Source organism: Solimonas terrae (assembly GCF_011067135.1).
Classification (GTDB): Bacteria; Pseudomonadota; Gammaproteobacteria; order Nevskiales; family Nevskiaceae; genus Solimonas; species Solimonas terrae.
The window spans coordinates 307,326-326,977 of sequence record NZ_JAAMOW010000006.1 but is presented as its reverse complement, the minus strand read 5'-3'; the positions used below and the strand labels follow the sequence as shown (position 1 = coordinate 326,977).

General features: G+C 67.2%; 17 protein-coding genes. 9 read left to right on the top strand and 8 right to left on the bottom strand.

Going from position 1 to position 19,652, the window contains the following annotated elements; all coding sequences use genetic code 11:
• Nucleotides 1-29: 29 nt before the first annotated feature.
• Nucleotides 30-1,025: an aldo/keto reductase gene (locus tag G7Y85_RS13390; protein WP_166257894.1), complete on the bottom strand. Its 996-nt coding sequence runs from the start codon at nt 1,023-1,025 to the stop codon at nt 30-32.
• Here G7Y85_RS13390 and G7Y85_RS13385 point away from each other — a divergent pair.
• The gene (locus tag G7Y85_RS13385) at nt 1,018-1,155 is read left to right on the top strand and encodes a hypothetical protein (protein ID WP_166257891.1); all 138 of its coding nucleotides are present in this window, start codon (nt 1,018-1,020) and stop codon (nt 1,153-1,155) included. The two genes, G7Y85_RS13390 and G7Y85_RS13385, sit on opposite strands and share 8 nt — an antisense overlap.
• On the opposite strand, the gene G7Y85_RS13380 is transcribed toward G7Y85_RS13385, so the two are convergent.
• From G7Y85_RS13380 to G7Y85_RS13365, 4 genes are all read right to left on the bottom strand, one after another.
• Nucleotides 1,152-2,213, bottom strand: a complete 1,062-nt coding sequence (locus G7Y85_RS13380) for a fatty acid desaturase (RefSeq protein ID WP_166257870.1) — start codon at nt 2,211-2,213, stop codon at nt 1,152-1,154. The two genes, G7Y85_RS13385 and G7Y85_RS13380, sit on opposite strands and share 4 nt — an antisense overlap.
• Before the next feature lie 286 nt (nt 2,214-2,499).
• Complete coding sequence (locus tag G7Y85_RS13375) at nt 2,500-3,243, bottom strand: DUF1295 domain-containing protein (protein ID WP_166257867.1); 744 nt, start codon at nt 3,241-3,243, stop codon at nt 2,500-2,502.
• A complete protein-coding gene (locus G7Y85_RS13370) occupies nt 3,236-3,613 on the bottom strand; it encodes a hypothetical protein (protein WP_166257864.1) in 378 nt (125 codons plus the stop codon). Before G7Y85_RS13370 ends, G7Y85_RS13375 begins: the two co-directional genes overlap by 8 nt.
• A 521-nt stretch (nt 3,614-4,134) precedes the next feature.
• Nucleotides 4,135-6,450 carry a DUF349 domain-containing protein gene (locus G7Y85_RS13365; protein WP_166257861.1) on the bottom strand — a complete coding sequence of 772 codons (2,316 nt, stop codon included), beginning with the start codon at nt 6,448-6,450 and terminating at the stop codon, nt 4,135-4,137.
• Between the two features lie 163 nt (nt 6,451-6,613).
• Between G7Y85_RS13365 and G7Y85_RS13360 the strand changes: the two genes are divergently transcribed.
• Nucleotides 6,614-7,822: an alpha/beta hydrolase family protein gene (locus G7Y85_RS13360; RefSeq protein ID WP_166257858.1), complete on the top strand. Its 1,209-nt coding sequence runs from the start codon at nt 6,614-6,616 to the stop codon at nt 7,820-7,822.
• 11 nt (nt 7,823-7,833) lie between these two features.
• On the opposite strand, the gene G7Y85_RS13355 is transcribed toward G7Y85_RS13360, so the two are convergent.
• Nucleotides 7,834-9,357, bottom strand: a complete 1,524-nt coding sequence (locus tag G7Y85_RS13355; protein ID WP_166257855.1) for a class I adenylate-forming enzyme family protein — start codon at nt 9,355-9,357, stop codon at nt 7,834-7,836.
• A 53-nt stretch (nt 9,358-9,410) separates the two neighbouring features.
• Between G7Y85_RS13355 and G7Y85_RS13350 the strand changes: the two genes are divergently transcribed.
• The 5 genes from G7Y85_RS13350 to G7Y85_RS13330 all read left to right on the top strand — a co-directional run bounded on the left by G7Y85_RS13350 (nt 9,411) and on the right by G7Y85_RS13330 (nt 15,736).
• A complete protein-coding gene (locus G7Y85_RS13350; RefSeq protein ID WP_166257852.1) occupies nt 9,411-10,388 on the top strand; it encodes a helix-turn-helix domain-containing protein in 978 nt (325 codons plus the stop codon).
• Nucleotides 10,385-11,290: an alpha/beta fold hydrolase gene (locus tag G7Y85_RS13345; protein WP_166257849.1), complete on the top strand. Its 906-nt coding sequence runs from the start codon at nt 10,385-10,387 to the stop codon at nt 11,288-11,290. Before G7Y85_RS13350 ends, G7Y85_RS13345 begins: the two co-directional genes overlap by 4 nt.
• Nucleotides 11,291-11,392: 102 nt before the next feature.
• Complete coding sequence (locus tag G7Y85_RS13340) at nt 11,393-11,830, top strand: DUF2834 domain-containing protein (RefSeq protein ID WP_166257846.1); 438 nt, start codon at nt 11,393-11,395, stop codon at nt 11,828-11,830.
• A gap of 257 nt (nt 11,831-12,087) precedes the next feature.
• Entirely contained in the window at nt 12,088-12,981 is an 894-nt protein-coding gene (locus G7Y85_RS13335) for a dihydrodipicolinate synthase family protein (RefSeq protein ID WP_166257843.1), read from the top strand.
• A 298-nt stretch (nt 12,982-13,279) separates the two neighbouring features.
• Nucleotides 13,280-15,736, top strand: coding sequence for a choice-of-anchor Z repeating domain-containing protein (locus G7Y85_RS13330; RefSeq protein ID WP_166257839.1), 2,457 nt, complete (start codon nt 13,280-13,282; stop codon nt 15,734-15,736).
• 105 nt (nt 15,737-15,841) lie between these two features.
• Here the strand turns inward: G7Y85_RS13330 and G7Y85_RS13325 are convergent, their stop codons facing one another.
• Nucleotides 15,842-16,264, bottom strand: a complete 423-nt coding sequence (locus G7Y85_RS13325; protein ID WP_166257835.1) for a DUF1330 domain-containing protein — start codon at nt 16,262-16,264, stop codon at nt 15,842-15,844.
• Nucleotides 16,265-16,314: 50 nt separating this feature from the next.
• On the bottom strand, nt 16,315-17,754 hold the full coding sequence (locus G7Y85_RS13320; RefSeq protein WP_166257832.1) for an aminotransferase-like domain-containing protein: 1,440 nt from the start codon (nt 17,752-17,754) through the stop codon (nt 16,315-16,317).
• 102 nt (nt 17,755-17,856) lie between these two features.
• Between G7Y85_RS13320 and G7Y85_RS13315 the strand changes: the two genes are divergently transcribed.
• Nucleotides 17,857-18,534, top strand: a complete 678-nt coding sequence (locus G7Y85_RS13315) for a LysE family translocator (RefSeq protein WP_166257829.1) — start codon at nt 17,857-17,859, stop codon at nt 18,532-18,534.
• Nucleotides 18,535-18,571: 37 nt separating this feature from the next.
• Nucleotides 18,572-19,576 (top strand): alpha/beta hydrolase, encoded by a 1,005-nt coding sequence (locus G7Y85_RS13310; protein WP_166257826.1) that lies wholly within the window; start codon nt 18,572-18,574, stop codon nt 19,574-19,576.
• Nucleotides 19,577-19,652 lie beyond the last annotated feature (76 nt).

The following is a 19,652-nucleotide window of genomic DNA, read 5'->3' as shown; positions in this document are numbered from 1 at the left end:
TCGCGCGCAAGCCGCGTGGGCTGCAACGATCAGCGATCGACGGTCGCCATCATCGCGGCGGCATAGCGCGGCCCGGCAATCCGTTCGGGCGCCAGCGCGGCGTCGAGCGCCTGCATCTGCAGGGAATCGAGCGCGATCGCCGCGGCGGCGACGTTCTCGTCCAGATATCGGCGGCGCTTGGTGCCGGGAATCGGCACGATGTCCTCACCCTTGTGCAGCAGCCAGGCCAGCGCGATCTGCCCGGGCTTGGCTTGGTGCGCGGCGGCGATGTCGCGCACGGTCTGCGCGGCACGCACGTTGGCGTCGTAGTTCTCGCCCTGGTAGCGCGGATCGTTGCGCCGGAAATCGCCTTCCGGGTAATCCTCGGCGCGCTGGACTGCGCCGGTCAGGAAGCCGCGACCGAGCGGCGAGAACGGCACCAGACCGATGCCGAGTTCGCGCAGCACGGGGATGATGTCGCCTTCCAGATTGCGTTCCCACAGCGAGTACTCGCTCTGCAGCGCCGTGACCGGATGCACGGCGTGCGCGCGGCGGATGTTGGCAATGCCGGCCTCGGACAGGCCGAAATGGCGAACCTTGCCCTGCCGGACGAGATCGCCGACCGTGCCGGCGACGTCCTCGATCGGTACCGCGCGGTCGACGCGGTGCTGATAGAGCAGATCGATGTAGTCGGTGCGCAGCCGGCGCAGCGAACCGTCGACCGCGGCGCGGATATGTTCGGGGCGGCTGTTGGTGCCGCCGAGCGGCGGCTTCCCCTCGCGGATGTCGAAGCCGAACTTGGTGGCGATGATCACATCGTGGCGCCGCCCCTGCAGCGCGCGGCCGAGCAGTTCCTCGTTGCGGAACGGGCCGTAGACCTCGGCCGTGTCGAGGAAATTGCAGCCGAGTTCGAGCGCGTGATGCAGGGTGGCGATCGACTCGCTTTCGTCCGCCGGTCCGTAGGACTGGCTCATGCCCATGCAGCCGAGGCCGAGGGCCGGGACTTCGAGACCCTGACGGCCGAGCTTGCGCGTGTTCATGTTCATGGTGGCGATCCTGTGCGGCGGCGGTGCGGCACTGTACGCCGCCGCCGTCATCGCGCGAATGCCCGATGCTGCACAAGATTTGCGCGATCGGCCCGGCCTGGCCGATACCGGCGGCCCGAATCCCGCCTAGATCGCCGCGGCGCCGGCCTTGTTCGCGGCCGCGAGCTGCTTGCGCAACTGACGCAGGCGGCGATAGCCGATCAGCTGGCGGTTCTGCTCGTCCCAGAGCCGCAGCGTCATCGATCGGAAGCTCGCGAAGAACGTGATCGGCCGGACGCGCTGGAACAGCGGATCGGCCTCGTGGCACTTCTGCAGGTTGTAGTTCGGAATGCGCGCGCTGAGATGGTGGATGTGATGGAAGCCGATGTTGCCCGAGAACCACTGCAGCACTTTCGGCAGCTTGTAGTACGAGCTGCCCTGCAGCGCCGCCGCCGCGTAGTCCCAGTTCTCGCCGCGTTCCCAGTACACGTCCTCGAACTGATGCTGCACGTAGAACAGCCAGATGCCGATCGCGCCGCTGACCGCGGTCACCATCAGCTGCAGCAGCAGGTATTCGCCGATGCCGAAGATTTTCGACATGACGATCGCCACCAGCAGGATCGAAAGATTGGTCCACCACACCGAGTGGCGCTCGCGGGTGCTGGCTTTCGGTTTCGGCACGCGCTGCATCAGCAGGAACACGAACAGCGGTGCGAGCACGAACAGCACGAACGGATTGCGCGACAGGCGATACGCAAAGCGCTGCCAGCGCGACGATTCCAGGTACTCCTGGACCGTCATCGTCCAGATGTCGCCGGTGCCGCGCTTGTCGAGGTGCGCCGCAGTGCCGTGATGGATCGCGTGCTCCCAGCGCCAGTGATAGTACGGCGTGAACGTCAGCACGCCGGTGATGAAGCCGAGCGTGTCGTTGGCGCGCGGCGAGTTGAAATACGAGCCGTGCCCGCAGTCGTGGAAGATGATGAAGATGCGCACCAGCAGGCCGCCGGCGAGGATCGCCAGGGGGACGGCCAGCCACCACGACACCGCGATGCTGAAATACATCAGTGCCCAGACGGCGGCATACGGAACCAGGGTGTTGGTCAGCTGCCAGATCGCGCGTGGCAGTGACGACTGTCGATAGGTTTCGATGATCTGGCGCCAGGTGGCCTTGTCGGCTGCGTCGAACCCGGGGGCGGATTCATTGCTCATCGATGTCGTCTTCACGTGTCTCTCTCGCGGCTCGCCGCGGTGTCGGTTGTCGCAACTGAATGCCCCTGCAGTCTGCACGCATGGCCGGCGCCGGCAGCCCGCAACCGCTGGACGGTGGGGTGGGGCCGACGCGGTGCGTCTTGGCGCCGCCCATGCGACGAAGGGTTGCGTCGATTCGCCGTCCGGGCCGGTAGCAGCGCGCGGGCGACGCAGTATGACCGGAAGCGGGCCGTCGCGTTTGCCCGGCCTGCACGCGCGGCAGGGCGACCGGCTCGGCGGTACCGACTCAGAGCAGACCCGGTGTCATGCACTTGCGGGCCGGCGGGTAGTCGGCAAAGCGGCTGCGATACCACTGCCGCGTCTTCCACGCACGCGCCGCCAGATAGTTGTGCATCGCGAGCGCCAGCAGCAGCATCGCCCACTGGTGGCTCATCAGCGCAATGCCGACCCAGGCGATGATTTCGAAGAAGTAATGCGGGCAGGTGACGAGCCGGAACAGCCCGGCCTGCGGGATGAAATAGCCGCTCCGTCGTGCGCGCAGGTCGGCCAGCATCTTGTGATGCACGTAATTGCCCGCCTCGCCGATCAGGAACAGCAGCGTGCCGTTCGCGAACAGGCCGTCGAGCGCCGGCGCCTGCGCAAACAGATAGCCGCCGAGCGCAGAAGCCAGCGAATAGATCAGCGTGATCTGCACGACCGTGAACCTGCCGATCGGGCCCGAATACTTGTGCAGGAACAGCACCTCCAGACAGCGCTTGGCGAAGTGGCCGACCATTGCCGCGCACAGCAGCCATTGCGCCAGTGTCGCGTGGCCGAGATAGGCCGCCGCGAACCACAGATGCACCGGGATCGGCACGAAGTACAGAATGAACATGCCGAGCCGGCTGCTCATGCCACCCTGCGTCGGCCGGAACTTGGAATATTCCAGCTGGAACCAGCCGCGGTATTCGGCAACGCCGATCAGCGGAATCAGTACGACGAGCACGCCGTAGATCCAGTTCATCGGCGCCGCGAGATTGAACTCAAACATGGCGCGGGCCGCGCAGGAACACCGCGAACAGGATTGCGAACAGCAGATCGCCCATCGCCAGCCAGGCCAGCAGATAGCCCTGGCTGGACGCGACGATCACCGGCAGCGCGACCGCCACGACCAGCAGCTTGCCGATCATGCCGAGCGTTGCGTACGGCCGGTAGCGGACCGGGTCGAGCCCGACCATGAAATACGCATAGCCGAACGTCAGGATCAGCACCGACGCGACCTTGACGAGCAGCCAGTTGCTGCCGTCGGCCGGCGCCAGCTGCAGCAGGCTTTGCGTCAGCGGCCAGCCCAGTGTCAGTCCGGCCGCCACCGCGACATTGAACGCGGCGGCAACAAAAAAAAGCGGTTTCGAACAAGACATGTCTTCTCCCCCGGTGTGGCGGTGTGCGATGCACCCGCGACGATCCTGTGTCCTCGCCAGCTTAGTCAGTGGCATCGGTCCGGGCGAGCATCGCCGGGGACAAAATATCGATAAAAGCGGACAGCGCCGGGAGGCGAACGCCGCAGCCGGATGCTCGGCCCGAATCGGCACGGGACGTGCAGCCGGGCACGGCGCGCAAGCTGCTGACCGGTGTGAACTCACCGTCGAGCGCAGGCCGCGCATCCGGCTTCGGCAGCCTTCAGGACTGTGTTCTGCGCGATGACGACTTCCGGCATGTGGTCTTCGCCGGTGGCGCAGGTACATGGCGCAACGACTTGCCGCTCAAAAAAGCCGCTTGCTGGCGCAGCGCGCGCTCGGCATCGGGTGCACTGAATTCATCGGCTTCCCCGTGCCCGGATCGCAGCCTGGCGCCGAGCGCCGCGAAGCCCGACATTTGCGTGGTCCAGGGATTGATCACCGGGGTTCGCCGGCTCGGCGGAAGCCGCGCTTGCGATGAGACCTTACGAGCCAGCCCGTTCGCGACAGCGCCGGAACCGCTGCAGCAAGGGCGCGTATGCCGCCTCGTCCACCGGGCCCACGCCTGCCCACTCGATCGCCATGCTGTCCCATGGCGCGGCATCGGCCTGACGCCCCTGACCCATGTTCTGCACCAGGCGTTGCAACTGATATTCGCGACGCAGGGCCTGGTCCTCCGGCGGCGTCGGCATGTCGGTCTGAATTTCGGCTCGGATGCAGAGCGTTTTCAGAGCCGTCTCATTTGCCGCGAGATCCGCGCAAGGCGCCCCGGCAAGCGCCTGCTGGAGTGCTTCCAATCCGCCCTTCGGCCACTGCTGCACGGTGGCCATGTGGCTTTCGGCGGCCGCTTTCAGGCGGTCGAGCTGCGCGGCGTCCAGATGGCGCGTCACGGCGAGCGTGTAGGCGCGCACGTGCCCGGCGGCTTCGAACAGTTCGCTCCACGCATGCTCGGCGTCGCGCGCATGTTGGCGTGCCACGGCTGCCTTGCAGCGCTCGACGCCCCGATCCAGTCGGTTGCGAAGCTCGCGCGACTCTGCACGCGGAAACTCGCCGAGCGCGTCGAAGGCGCTGCGCAGTTCGTTCAGCGCGGCGGTACTCGCCAGCAACTCGGCACCTTCGAGTGCGGCGATCTTCTCGATCTGCTCGCACAAGGCAAGGGCCTGCGTCCTGTTGTTCTCCTGCTCGGACGCGCAGGCGGCAAACGCCTGTTGGCGTTTCCGGAACACGGCGTCGCAGTGCTGGCGGAACTCGCCCCAGAGCCGTTGATCCACCTTGTGCGGCACAAGGCCGGCGGTTCGCCACTGCTGTTGCAGGGTCTTGACCCCATCGGTTGCCTTGCGATCATCGTCGTTCGCGAGCAAAGCTCGAGCTTGCTCGATCAGCGATTCCTTCCGCTTCAGGTTGCGCGCGTACTCGGCATCCAGCCGGCCCTGCAGGCTTGCACAGACGGCCATGAACCCCTCGTGCTGCTGCCTGCCGGCAAGCCGGTCCACAGGTGAGCACTGGTGCCATTCCTGCTTTGCGTCGCGCAGGACCTTGATGACGGACTGCCAATCCGCTTGTTCGAAGTCGGTTCCCGCTTCGAACGCCGTCAAGCGCGCGAGCACGGCATCACGACGCTGCAGATTCTCTTCGCGGACGAGAGCCTGGGCAGCAAAATATTCGCTGCATGGCTGGTAAGCCTTTTGAGCGGCGCGCTGGAAGCGTTGCGAATCGGCTTCGTGCGCGGGGTCGAGAGGGCCGCCGGCGCCTTTGTTCAAGCGGCGCCAGTCGTCCTTCAGACGCTTGATCCGGTCGGCGAGGGCCTGTGGCTCGAATGGCGCGTCGATGAGCGACTCCATTTCCGCGATCAGCTCGGTGCGCTTCGGCGCCACCGAAAAGCTTTTCCAGTCCTTCAGCTCGTCGAGCTGCTTGTCGATCTGCTGGATCCGGCTGCTCAGGCCGGCCGGCAGCGGCGGCGCTTCCGCCAGCTTTTCGTCGATGGCCCGCCGCACGTCGGCCGCGCGGGTGGTGCTGCCATCGCTCAGCGCCGCATGTGCCTTGCGGATCAGGTCGCCGATCTGGCGAGCCGCCTGCTGCTCGGTCTGCCGTGCTTCGCTCAGCGCACGCTTCTGCTCCTCGAGAATCCGCGCCTGCTCGGTCGCTGCCGCGGCGGAGACCTGCGCCTGCTCCTCGCGCAGGCGCCGCGCTTCTGCAGCGGCTTCAGCGGCTGCCCGCTCATGTGCGGCCTGCGTCGCCAGCTGGCGCTCGTGTTCCGCGACGGTTTCCCGTGAGTTGGCTATCCAGAGCCGAGCTTTCTCGCGCAGCTCCGGATCGGCGGCGGCGGCCACCGCGTTCCAGTCGCGTTCGAATCGTTCCAGTCTCGGACTGTAGGTGGCGTCGTATGTGCGCTGGCTGTGGCGCTCGAGAGCATTCGCTGCGCGGTCGATCTCGGCCTGCAGCTGTTCCAGCTTGCGGGCTTGCTCGAGCAGGACATCGCGCTTGTTCGTCAGGATTTTGTAGACGTGCTTGTCATTGCCGCCGCGGACATCGCGGATCAGTTGTCGCAGGACGTCCGGATCGTCGATGGCGTTCGCTGCCGCCTGGCGAAGCGTGGTCGAGGTCCCCGCAACGACCAGTCCGGCGATCGCCTGGACGTCCCGTGCCTCGATGGCCGACCGCAAAGCCTTTTCCTCGGCAAAGCTGGCCAGCGCACGGTGGGCGGCGCTCGGCCTGGGAGGCGCCGGTTCGGCCGCGTTCGATGAAGCCGGTTGACGCCCCGACGCCGGATCTTTCGAAAGTGATGGCGCCTTGCCGAACAAACGAGAAAGCAAAGACATGGTGGATCTGCACAGCCCTGGGGACGACTTCGCATTCTACCGGTGCCGGGACAGCCGCTTCATTTTTGCGGCCGGGCGACATTCCCGGGACCGGCGATGCAGCGTACAGTCGCCGCGCAGGCCGGTACTCGGGGGAAACACCTGCATGCCCAAGAACAAACGCTTTCGATCCGCGATCTGCGGATGCCTGGCCGCGATGATCGTCGTGCTGTCGGCCTGCGGCAGCGCCGCACCGGATAACGGCGACGCGCTCGCGACGTGGCCGGATTGGCAGACCGGCGAGAATCCGCCGCCGGCGCCGTCCGAGGTCGAAGCCGTGATCACGAATGTCGACGCGCTGGCGTCGGTGTTGCCGACGGCGGCGGTCGCGCGGCTGTTCGATCCAATCGTTCTCGGCACGACGGTTCGTGACCTCACAGATCCCGAGCTGATCGCGTTCACCGTACGCGCGACGCTGGCGCAGTTGCACGACGGCTCGCGGCTCGATCAGGTCTACAACTGGTACGGCAATCCGTACTACAACGACAAGGTCGCGCTGGTGCCGGTGCATTTCGAGAATCGCTACGGCACGTCGCTGTACGGCGAGATCGTGCTGCCGAAGCGCGCCGCCGTACCGCCGGGCGCGGGGCCGTTCCCGACCATCCTCGCGCTGGAAGGCGTCAACACCAATGTCGCCATGTACCGCTGGTGGCATCAGGCATTCGCGGATGCGGGCTATCTGGTGTTCGCGTTCGATTTCGCCGGGCAGGGCCATTCCGGCGATCGCGTCGAGGGTGATGCGGGGACCAACATCAGCGATTCCGAAGACGCACTGACCTATCTGCTCGATCAGTCACCAGTGCGCAGCGTGATCGACCGCCAGTGCGTCGGCGTGATCGGCCACAGCCTCGGCGCGATCACGACGCTGGGACTGCAGGCGGTCGAGCCGCGCCTGCACGCCGCGGTGGCGGCGGCGCCGATCAGCGAGCAGTCCGCGCCCTTCGACGACAACCCGATTCCGACGATGATCCAGACCGGTGACTACGACGGCCCGGTCGCGCCGATCCCGCTGGTGAACCCGGCGGTGGTGCGGCCGGTCTACGAAAAGCTCGAGGGCGATCGCGCGTTCATCGTATCGGAAGCGTCGTCGCATGCGCAGTGGACCAACTACCCGTTGCTGCCGACCGCGGAATGGGGCTTCGATATCGCCGGCACGTATTCGGTGGCGTGGATGGATTACGAACTGCGCCACGACCCGGCGGCGCTGACCGTGTTGCGCAGCGCGCATCCACATCTGTCGTACCTCTGGGACAGCGAAACGCGCATCGACGATCAGGTCACGGTAATGCGCGGCGACGGTCCGACGCTGCAGTAGCGCGCCGTGCTTCAGTCCCCCCTGCCGAGTCGTTGCGCGATCAGCGCCGCGACTTCGCGCCGCGCCACCTTGTTGCTCGGCAGCATCGGGACTTCGTCGCGGCGTATCTGGATGTAGGCGCGCGGCACCTTGTAGCTCGACAGGCGTTCGCGCAATTGCGCTTCGATCACCGTGAAGTCGAGAGCGCCTCGCTCGTCGCGCGCGACGACGGCCGCGACCACGAGCTGGCCGCGCTCCGGGTCCGGGATGCCGACGACATAGGCGTTGTGCACGCCGTCCAGCGCCTGCAGTTCCATTTCCACTTCGGCGGGCGAGACATTGGAGCTGGCGCTCTTGATGATGTCGCCGTTGCGGCCGGCGAAGTGCACGCGCGTGCCTTCGACCTGGGCCATGTCGCCGGTGCGCAGGAAGCCGTCGGTCGTGAAGAAGGCTTCGCGGTCCAGTTTGTGCAGCGCCGGCGTCAGGTACGGGCTGCGCACCTGGATCTCGCCGATGCCGCCGTCGCCGACGGCCGCGCCGTGCTCGTCGACGACGCGCACCTCGAATCCCTCTGCCCAGTGATCCAGCGGCGCGCAGACCGGCCGGCCCGGCGCGCGATGCACGTCGCCATACGAATACGGCCCCAGTGTTTCGGTCATGCCGAGGCCCCAATAGGGTTTCGACACCACCAGCTTGAGATCGTCCTCGGCCAGCACCGAGCCGACCGAGAAGCGGCTGTTGTTCATCGTGCGGTCGCTGCAGATCGTCACCGCGCCGGCCACCCAGTCGGTGATCAGGAACATCATCAGTCCGCCGATCCAGAACATCGGCAGTTGTGCGGTGACTTCCTTGCCGCGCGTCGCCTGCAGCATGCCGCGCAGGTAGTGCGCGCGGGCGAGCACCGCCCCGTGGTTGTGCTTGACGCCCTTGGGCAAGGCCATCGAGCCGGACGTGTAGATTTCGATCACCTGATCGGCCGGATGCACCTCGGCCTCGACCGCACGCAGCATGGCGTCACTGACGCTGTCGTCGTCGAAATAGCGGTGATCGTGGAAGCTCGCGGGCAGCTCGTCGCCGTCACTGACGATCCAGCGCAGATACGGCACGGCTGCGATGCGCAGGTTCTTTGTCGTCGCCGTGCGCAACTCCGGCAGCGCCTCGCAGAAGCGCGCGACGTAGTCGTGGCCGAGGAAGTGGCGATGGACGATCACGCCGGCGACATCGGACTGGCGCAGCACGCGTACCAGTTCGTTGGCGCGGATCAGCGTGCTGATCGGGATCGCGACCGCGCCGATGCGGCCGATCGCCGCCAGCATCAGCGCGAAGTCCGGTCCGTTGCCGAAGATGAAGCCGATGCGGCTGCCCTTGCCGATGCCGCGCGCGAGCAGGCCGCGGGCGATGCGCGCCGACTCGCGATCGAGCTCGGCGAAGCTGACGCGGCGCTCGCCGTCATCGCGCTTCAGGCTCAGCGCCGGATCGTCGCCATAGGCTGCCGCCGTGGCGCGAATCAGCTGCGGCAGGGTCCGGGCCTGATGCGGGGTGTCGAGCGCTTGCATGGCGATTCGGGGTGATGCTTGAAGTTTCAATATTGAAACGATTGACTCACTATGTGAAAATTCTTCTGCAGAACCGCGATGCTGTCAATCGCCGCCACTTCATCCCGCGACCGGAAACCATGTCCGATCTCTCCAACCCGACGGGCCGTGTGCTCGATGTGATCAAGCTGCTGGCCAGTCAGCCGAACGAGGATTTCAGCCTCGCCGACATCGCGCAGCAGACCGGCATGAGCAAGGCGTCGGCGCATCGCGTGCTGCTGACGATGACCGCTGCCGACTTCCTCGCACGCCATCCGCGACGCAGGACCTATTCGCTGGGCATGGGGCTGCTCGCGGTCGGTCAGGCGTCGCTGGAGCGCTACCGTGGCGTCGAGGCCGCGAAGATCGAAATGGCGCGCATGAGCGCCGAGCTTGGCGTGCAGTGCAGCGCGACAGCCCTGATCGGCCGCGATCTCATCATTCTCGCGTGCGACGGCCTGCCGAAATCGCATGCCGGCTTCAATCGTGTCGGCGAGCGTCGACCGATGATCCCGCCGATGGGCCTGTGTCATGTCGCATGGGGACGTGCCGCGCTCGTCGAGCCGTATCTCGCATTCGCCAAGCAGCACATGCGGGCCGACGCCTACGCCTGGCTGCTGGAAGCCCTGCCGCTGATCCGCCAGCGCGGCTATGCGATGGCAACGGCGAGCTGGCACCGACTGGGCAGCGCCGTGGTGGTGCCGGCCGCAGCTCAGCGTGACAGCGCGCACTGGGCGACGGTCTGCGAACTGGTCGCCGAACTGAACCGCGACGAGATCCAGCTGGCCGCGCCCGGCGACGGCGACATCCGGCAGATCGGCCAGATTGCGGCGCCGGTATTCGCGCCCGACGCGTCGATGGCCTTTCAACTCGTGCTCAGTGGTCTGCCGGCGACACTGACGGCGCGCAAGCTGGAGCGCTGTATCGAGCGCCTGCTGGCCGCCGCGGTCGCCGTCACCGATCAGATGAATGGCAGCGTGCCGGCCGGGCGCGACGCGGTCGCTGCGCGGTGAACGCGAACGGATCGGGCGACGCGCCGATCGAGACGCCAGCGTGGCTCGCTGCCGCGCTGGCGCACGAACCCGACGTGCGGCGCGTCGCCAGCGGCGGCAGCGAGGTCGAACTGCTGACCTGGGGCGAGCGCGGCCGGCCGGGCCTGTTTCTGCTGCACGGCGCTGCCGCACATGCGCATTGGTGGGACGGTGTGGCGCCGCTGCTCGCCCGCGATCGCCGCGTCGCGGCGATGAGCTTGCCGGGCCACGGCGCGTCCGCGTGGCGTGAGCGCTATTCGAGCGCCGACTTCTTCGAGGATGCGCGGGCCTGCGTGCGCGCGACCGGTCTCGACGATGCCGGCCCGCCGATCTTCATCGGGCATTCGATGGGCGGCGCTCACCTGATGCACGGCGCGATCCATGCGCCGGAGGCGATGCGGGCACTGGTGCTGGTCGATACCAGCTTCCGCGCGCCGGGCGCCGGAAAACCCGATGCTGCCGCGCCGGCGCGGCGCCTGTCTGCGAGCGAGGCGGAAGCGCGGCAACGCTTCCGCCTGATGCCGCCCGGCCCGGCGCGCGAACCCGCCCTTCTCGAGCATGTCGCGCGTCATTCCCTGATGCAGATTGCCGATGCCGGCGGTGCCGCGGGCTGGTGCTGGCGGGCGGATCCGGCCTACTGGCAGAAGTTCGAGCGCGGCATCGAGCAGGGACCTTATCCCGTGCCGCTGCGGCCGCGCGTGCCGACCGCGCATCTGATCGCCGGCGAGTCGCATGTCGCGTCCATCGTCGACCACCTGCCGCTGGGCGACGAGGTCCGGCGCATCGTGCTGGCGGATTGCGGCCATCACGTGATGCTCGATCGTCCGCTGGTCCTGGTCGAGGCGCTGCGTGACCTGCTCGCGACCTGGCCCGCAGCGCAATAGAGAGCAAAAGCGTACCCATCGCATCCTGCTCCGATCGGACGATTACCGGCTGCAGGCCGCGTACGAGACTGCCGATACGCGGTCCTTCGCAGGGGAGACGAGATGGCACCGACGGAAATGATTTACGCGCTGATCGGCCTGGCGCTGGTGGTCTGGATCTACTGGATCAACCGCGACCTGCTGCGGACTGGCGGGGTCTCGGCGATCGAGTGGACGTGTTATCTGGTCGCCCTGCCGGCACTGCTGATCGGCTGGTATTTCAACATCGTCTACATGCGCGAATACCGCGCGGCGGCCGGCTGGTGGCACTGGACGACGCTGCTGTTCGTCAATCCGGCGTCGGCCTCCGGCGGGCAGGATCTGATCTTCGCCAACCTGATCCTGTTCCCGTTGTGGACCATCGTCGACGGCCGCCGCCTCGGCATGAAAGCGCCCTGGGTCTACTTTGTGATGAGTCTGGTGACCAGCTACGCATTCGCGATCGCGCTGTTCATGGCGATTCGCGAGCGCCAGTTGCGCCAGCAAAGCGCTGTAGCCTGAGCGGCCGGCCTGGCGTTGACGCGGCCTCGTCGCATCGCCGATGACCCGCCGATGTCGATTTTCCGCATGCAGAATCTTGTTCATGCAGGCCGCCAGCGCGTGGTCTGCTGCGCTGCCGCGCAGAAAAAACTCACGCGCATCTGACCAGGGCGTGGGCTCCGTCAGGCAAGCTGGCGGAGCATCCAGGCATCACCGTTTCGATTCTTCCGTTCGCCTGTCTGGCCGCTCATCGGTCAAGCATCCGAATGGAAAATCAAATGCAACATTTCTCTGGAATCTGGGTGCCGCTCGTCACGCCGTTCGCGGCCGACGATGCGGTCGATCACAACGCACGGGCCGGTTTGGCGAAGCGGCTCGCTCCCCGCCTCGCCGGCTTCGTCGTCTGCGGCTCGACGGGCGAGGCACATGCGCTCGATGACGACGAGCAGCTGGCGGTGTTCGACACCGTTCGCGCCGTGGTTCCGGATACGCGTCTCGTCTTCGGCCTCGGCGGCCCGCATCGCGGGCATCTGCGGGCGCAGATCGCAGCGCTGCGTCCGCGCCGGCTCGATGGTCTGCTGGTGGCGCCGCCGTACTACGTACGGCCCTCGCAGGCGGCGATCATCGACTACTTCCTCGAAGTGGCCGAGGCCTCGCCCTGGCCGCTGATCGTCCACAACGTCCCGTACCGCAAGAGGGTGGCGATGCGCTTCGAAACCTTCGCGGCCATCGCCAAGCATCCGAACGTGCAGGCGGTCAAGGACTGCGGCGGCGATCCCACGTTGACGCTGGAACTGATCACACGCACGCCGCTCGAGCTGCTGGCCGGCGAAGACGGGCAGCTGCTGTCGACGCTGGCGATCGGCGGTTGCGGGGCGATTACGGCGTCGGCGCATCTGTACCCCGAGCGCTTCACTGCCGTCGTCGAGGTCGTGAACGCCGGCCGCATCGGCGACGCGCAGCGCTTCTTTCACGGTTTGTGGCCGCTGATCCGCACGCTGTTCGAGGAACCCAATCCCGCCGGCATCAAGGCGGCATTGGCGAAGCTTGGTCTGATCGATGTGCGTTGCCGGGTGCCGATGCACGCGGCCAGCGAGGCGCTGACGGCGCGCCTGGCGGCCCTGCTGGACGCCCATGCGGTCGTCGCCGGAAATGCGTCGGCCGCGCAGTGAGCGGTGCGACTCGGCGTTCGCCCCCAGATCCGCCAAGCCTCGGCAGGCTGAATCCGCTTTGCCGGCCCGGCGACATCTGTCAAGCTTGCTCAAGGGGAGCCAACCGTCGCCCGCGGCGGACGGCCTTGTTGAGGTTTGCCGGCCCCTCAGCGGCCGGTTCAGGGGAATTTTCATGCGCGCGCGCTTTGCCGTTACGGCCTCGCCGTTCCGTGGCGTTTCGGCCTGCCTGTGGAGCTTGTTTTGCTTGTCGGCGCTCAGCGCCTGCGGCGGCGGAGGTGGTGGCGGTCCGAGCGTGTCCGTGTCCCTGGCGCCGGCCAGCGTGTCCGCTTCGCTCCAGCAGGGAGCCAGCTACCGCTTCACCGAGACGGCCACCATCAGCGGCGATGCGTCGGTAGTCGGCTTCGTGTCGATCGTCGACCAGGGCGGCGCGATCGAGTCCGGCAGCGATCTCCAGCAGGTCGGCAGCGGTTCCTACAGCGTCGGCTTCGTTACCCGCTCCGATCTCGGCGTCGGCGAGCACAAAGGCTCGCTGGCGCTGAAGCTGTGCAGCAATAGCAGCTGCGGTACCGTCTACGCGCGCGCCAGCCTGCCTTATGATTTCACCGTGCTGCCCGCGCCTTCGGTCAGCGGCATCTCGCCGGCCACGGCCTATGCCGGCGGACCCGCGTTCCGCCTGACCGTCAACGGTGCCAACTTCGCCAGCAACAGTCAGGTGACGTGGAACGGACAGTCGCGCCTGACCACCTATGTATCGTCCAGCCAGGTCACTGCCGAGATCGGCGCTAACGACATCGCCGCCAGCGGCACCTATGCCGTGGGCATTACCGGCAGCGTTAGTTCCGTCAACTTCACGGTGCAGAACCCGAGTTTGTCGGCGCTCTCGCCGAATAGCGCCACGGCCGGAGGCGCGGCCTTCACGCTGTCCGTCAGCGGCAGCGGGTTCTCAAGCAGTTCGATCGTGCTTTGGAACGGCAGCCCACGCAGCACCAGCTTCGTTTCGGCCTCCCAGCTCAGCGCCAACATCGCACAGGCGGACATCGCCACTGGCGGTACGGTTAATGTGTCGGTGAACAACGGTTCCGGCGCCAGCAGCAACGCAGCGATCTTTGCGGTGAACAACCCGGTGCCGGTGCTGGCTTCGGCTTCGCCATCGTCCGTTACCGCTGGCAGCGCGGCCTTCATCCTCACCGTCAGCGGCAGCGCGTTCGAACCCTCGTCCGTGGTGCAGTGGAACGGCTCGGCCCGGCCCACCACCTATCTGTCCGCCACATCGCTTTCCGCTCAGATCGCCGCTGGTGACGTTGCTGACGGCACGATGGCCGCGGTCACGGTCCTTTCGCCGGCGCCGGGTGGCGGTAGCAGCGCGGCGCTGGCGGTTACCGTCAACAACTCGGTGCCGCATCTCACCACGATCAATGCCAGCAGCGCGGCGGCCGGTTGTGGTGACTTCACCCTCTACGTGATCGGTAGCAGTTTCGTGCCCAGTTCCAGCGTCAGCTGGAACGGCAGCGCGCGCCCTACCAGCTTTGTCTCGCCCAAGGTGCTGGCGGCCCAGGTCAGCGCGGCGGACATCGCCAGCGCCGGCACCGCCTCGGTGAAGGTCAGCAGCCCCTTACCGGCCGGCGGCGTCAGTTCGGCTGCGAATTTCACGATCACCAGTACCGTGCCCGTCACGACCGACGCCGTGTCCTACCTGGTCAACCCCGCCCACACCGGCGAAGCGTTGACCAGCTGCCCGTTGAAGATGCCGGACAGCCCGGCTTGGACCAAGACTTTCGGCATCGCGCCTTCCTATCCGCTGGTGGCGGAAGGACATGTATTCGTTGTCGCCGATCAGCTGCTTTACGCGCTGGATGGTGACAGTGGTGAGGACGTGTGGAGTCCCGTTATCTCCAACGGCGACGGGCCGGCCTACGAAAACGGCACCATCTTCGAGGTTGGGAACGCCGCCTGTTGCTCCGGGGGCGTCATGCTCGCTTTCGATGCGGCGACGGGCGCGCTCAGGTGGACGGGCGCGATGCCATATCAATATGTGTTCGATGCCGCGGCCACCGCCCGCAACGGCTTGGTCTACACCTCCGCAGCCGGCTCGGGCGGTACGGTGTACGCGTTGCGCGAGAGCGACGGCAGCCTGGCCTGGGCCGCCGGTGTCGCCGGTGGTGACAACAGCACGCCAGCGGTCACGGACTCGGGGCTCTACGTGGCATATCCCTGCCAGGCCTACGATTTCGATCCCACCACCGGTGGCCTGGTCTGGTATCACGGCGGTGGCTGCGATGGCGGCGGCGGCGGTGTCGCGGTTGTCGGTAGTGTCGGTGCCGTCATGCCCGACGGCTTCGGCTCCTATGCCGGTGACTACCTCGACAGCGGCACCGGCGCTCTGATCAACACCTACTTTTCGGAAACGCCACCTGCGCTCAGTGGCAAATATGGCTATATGGTGAAGAGCGGCAGCATCCAGAAGGTCAATCTCTCCACCAATGCACTGGCCTGGAGTTTCAGCGGTGACGGCCAGCTTGCGGCCGCACCGGTGCTGGTAAATCAGGTGATGTTTGCCGTATCGACCAACGGCAACCTCTACGCCGTGGACACCACCACCGGGCAGCAGCTATGGGACACCCATCTGTCCAATGGCACTGAGCCCGGTATCGGATGGGGCCATGGCTTCGGGCCCGCGATGACCGCGGGTGACAATCTGCTGGTGGTGCCGAACGGAAACGCCTTGACCGCGTTCAGGATCGCGGCGCCCCACTGAGCCTGGGCTCACCCCTGTCGCCGCGTTGTTACGGCAGCCCGGCCGCCACGCTGCGCGTCGATGCCGTCGCCTTGAAGGCGCGGGCCCCCGCGTGGAGGGCACGACTCAGAACTCGCCGAAGCTGCGGCCCGGCGGCTGCGGACGCAGGCGGATGAGGCGTGAGTCGGCAACCGCGGCCTGTCGATGCTTGACGGCGATGCGGTACTCCGGATCGCGCAGCATGTCGACGAAGGCCTGCGGGCTCGGATACTCGGCGATGAAGATGAGGTCCCACTGTCGATCGCTCGGCCCGATCACCATCAGCTCCGGCGTGCCGATCCAGAACTGTCTGCCGCCGAGCCGGCGGAAGATCGGCTCGGTCTCGCGGCCGTAGGCCCGATAGGCCTCGCGGCCGCTGGCGCGGCGGCCGTCCTCGTAGGCGGCGTGTTCGCGCAGGCGGATCAGGTTGAGCATGTGGATGACGCCGTCACCGCCGAGTTCGCGAAACGCGGCGAACTGTTCCTTGCTCGGATCAACGTAGTCGGGCATGAGAGGCTCGCGGCTGAAAACCGCAGCCTGCCTGCTTTGCCGTGCGGCGGCTACCGGCCGGCGAGCTGACCGAGCCGGCGCAGCGCCTTGATCACCGGCGGCGTCAGCTCGCGGCCGCAGTTCAGGCGCAGGGCATTGCGGTAGCGGCCGCTGCTCGAAAACAGCGGGCCGGGCGCGAAGCTGATGTTGTCGAGCAACGCGCGTTCGTGCAGTTCGAGTACGTCGATGCAGGCCGGCAGTTCCAGCCACAGCACGAAACCGCCCTGCGGCCGGCTCAGGCGCGTACCGGCCGGAAAGCCCTGCTCGATCAACTCCGAGAATCGGCCGATCTGCTGCTGGCAGGCGCGTCGCAGACCCTGCAGATGACGCGCATGCGTGCGGCGCTTGAGCACATCGGCCACCGCCTGCTGCAGGGCCGCGGGCGTCGCCACCGAATTGACGAACTTTGCCAGACGCAGCGACTCGGTCATCGCGCCGCCGATCACCCAGCCGATGCGCATGCCCGGCGCGAGCGTCTTCGAGAACGATGCGCAGAGCAGCACCTGGGCATCCGGATCGAGCGCGCGCAGCGGTGGCGGCCGGCTCGCTGCGAAATGCAGATCGCCATAGACATCGTCTTCGACGATGACGACCCGGTGTCGCGCGCACAGGCGCAACAGCTCGCGACGGCGCTCGGGCGGGATCGTCGTGCCGAGTGGATTGCCGACATTGGCTGCGACCAGCAAGGCCCGCACCGGCGTCTCGCTGTTCTCCAGCACCTGCCGCAGCGCGTCGATCGACAGGCCGTCGCGTGGATGCGTGGCGATCTCCAGCGCCTTCATGCCGAGACTTTCGATGATCTGCAGGAAACCGAAGAAGGTCGGTGATTCCACGGCGATCACGTCGCCGGGCCGGGCGACCGCGCGCAGCGCGAGATTGAGCGCCTCCATGCAGCCATTGGTGATCAGCACCTCGTCGGCATCGACCGTGCAGCCGAGCCCCGCGTACAGGCGCGCGATCTCGTGGCGCAGGCTGTCGACGCCGAAGTAGTAGCCGTATTCGGACAGCCACTGCGGCCGCCGCCGGGTCGCCGACGCCAGTGCGCGCTGCAACAGGCGCGCCGGATACCAGTCATGCTCCGGCACCGCCGAGCCGAGCGGGATCAGTTCCGGGCTGGCGACGTCGTTGACGAGGCGCGCGAACAGGCTGTTGACGGCGACCGCGCGCGGCCGCTTCGCCGTGCGGCTCATGTCCAGCGACGGCAGAAGCTGCGGGCGCTGCCGCACGTAGTAACCGGACTGCGGCCGCGCCTCGATCTCGCCCCTTTGCTCGAGGTGGCGCAGCGCCGCGAGCGCGGTGGTCGGACTCAGCCGTTTCTGTCGAGCGAGTGCGCGGACCGACGGCACGCGTTCGCCGACGGCCAGCTGGCCGCTGGCGATCTGCGCGGCAATCTCGTTGGCGACACCGACATAGCGCGGCGTGTCGCGATCCGCTGTCGAGGCTTGCTCCATGGCGACCAACTGTTATTGCCGAAATTCACGCGCAGTGTATCTGTATCACCTGCCGCCCGATCACGACAATGTGCGGCCATTCAACACCGTGGAGTGCGCGCGATGGAATCCGCACCTGGTTTTCTCACGGCACTGGCGTCACTGGCGTTCGTCAGTTCGATCACGCCCGGCCCGAACAACATCATGCTGATGCAGTCCGGCGTGCGCTTCGGCCTGCGCCGCACGCTCGGTCATCTGGCCGGCGTCTCGATCGGCTTCTGCGTGCTGCTGGCGGCCGGCGCACTCGGCCTCGGCGCCCTGATCGCCCGCTGGCCGACGCTGCAGAACGTCGCCGCGGTGCTGTGCGCGATCTATCTGCTGTGGCTGGCGGCGAAGATGTTGAACCCGATCGCGGCTGGCGTGCCGGACGCCGGCGCGGCGGAGGCGCGGCCGATGCGCTTCGGTGAAGCCGTGCTGTTCCAGTGGATCAATCCCAAGGCCTGGTCGATGGCCGTTGCCGGCGCCACCCTGATCGCGCGCGTCGAACTGCCTGGCGCCGCACGCATCGCGATGCTGGTGATCGTGTTCGGTGCCGTCAATCTGCCGTGCATCCTCGCCTGGGCGGCGCTCGGCGCCCAGCTGCGGCGGCATCTGTCGCGGCCATCGGTGCAGATCGCGTTCGGCCTGGCAATGGCCTCGCTGCTGATCGTCTGCGCGGCGTGGATGGTCAAGCCCTTGTTCGCTGGCAGTCATGGCCCGGCGGTGGTTGGCGGCCTGCCGGCGCTGGCGCTCGGGCGCTGAGCGGGCGCGGGGCCGTGCATTTGCTTAGACTGCGGCGATGAAAGCCGAAGCCCATGAGCTGCAGCGCGCGCGCCTGCCGACGACCGAGACCGGGACGCCGACACTGAAGAACGTGTTCATCAGCCGTCGCAGCCGCCTCATCACCTGGCTGCTGCGGCGCTTCATGCGGCCGTGGCTGAAGTGGGCGCTGCACGGTTCCTACGAACGTATCGCGCGACTGCAACTGCTGACCGCGAGCCGTGTCTGCAAGGACGCCTGCGGCTTCGATCTCGACTACGACGTGATCGGTGCACCGGACGCCGGCGTGCCCGGTCATGTCGTCGGTCATCTCGACCAGACCGGCAAGCCGGTCGTGCTGTGGTTGCACGGCGGCGCCTTCGTGCTGCCGGCGGCGCCGGAAATCCACGTCAGGCTGGTCGCCCAGCTGTGCCGCGAACTCGATGCGGTGGGATTCCTGCCGGACTACCGGCTCGCACCGTTCAACCGCTTTCCGGCGGCGCTCGACGATTGCGAGCGCGCCTACAAGGCCCTGCTTGATCTCGGCTTCGCGGGTCCGCGCATCGTGCTTGCCGGCGAATCGGCGGGCGGCAATCTGGTGCTCGGCCTGCTGCAGCGCATTCGCCGGAAAGGCTGGCCGATGCCGGCCTGCGCGATCCCGGTGTCGCCGGCCACCGAGCTGGGCCGCGTGCACGCGCCGCCGTCGCGCACGCTGCGCATGAAAAGTGATCCGATCCTGCCGATCGCGTCGCTGCAGCGCGTCGACGAGATGTACGCCGGCGGCCACGATGCCTGCGATCCCGAACTGTCGCCGCTGTACGCCGACTGCCGCGGGTTCCCGCCGATGTATCTGCTGGCGAGCGATGCCGAAGTGCTGCTGGACGACACCGTGCTGTTTGCGCGCCGCGCGAAGGCCGCCGGCGTCGACGTGCGGTTCGAGATCTGGCCGGTGCTGCCGCATGCTTTCCCGCTGTTCGGCGCGCTGTATCCGGAAGTGCGACAGGCGCGCGAGGACATCGTCGCGTTCGCGCGCAGCACGCTGTAGCGCAAGCTCGCATCGGGCGGCGTCACCGCCGCGGCGTCGGCGCGCGCCGCGGTCGGCGATCTCGCCAGAATGCATG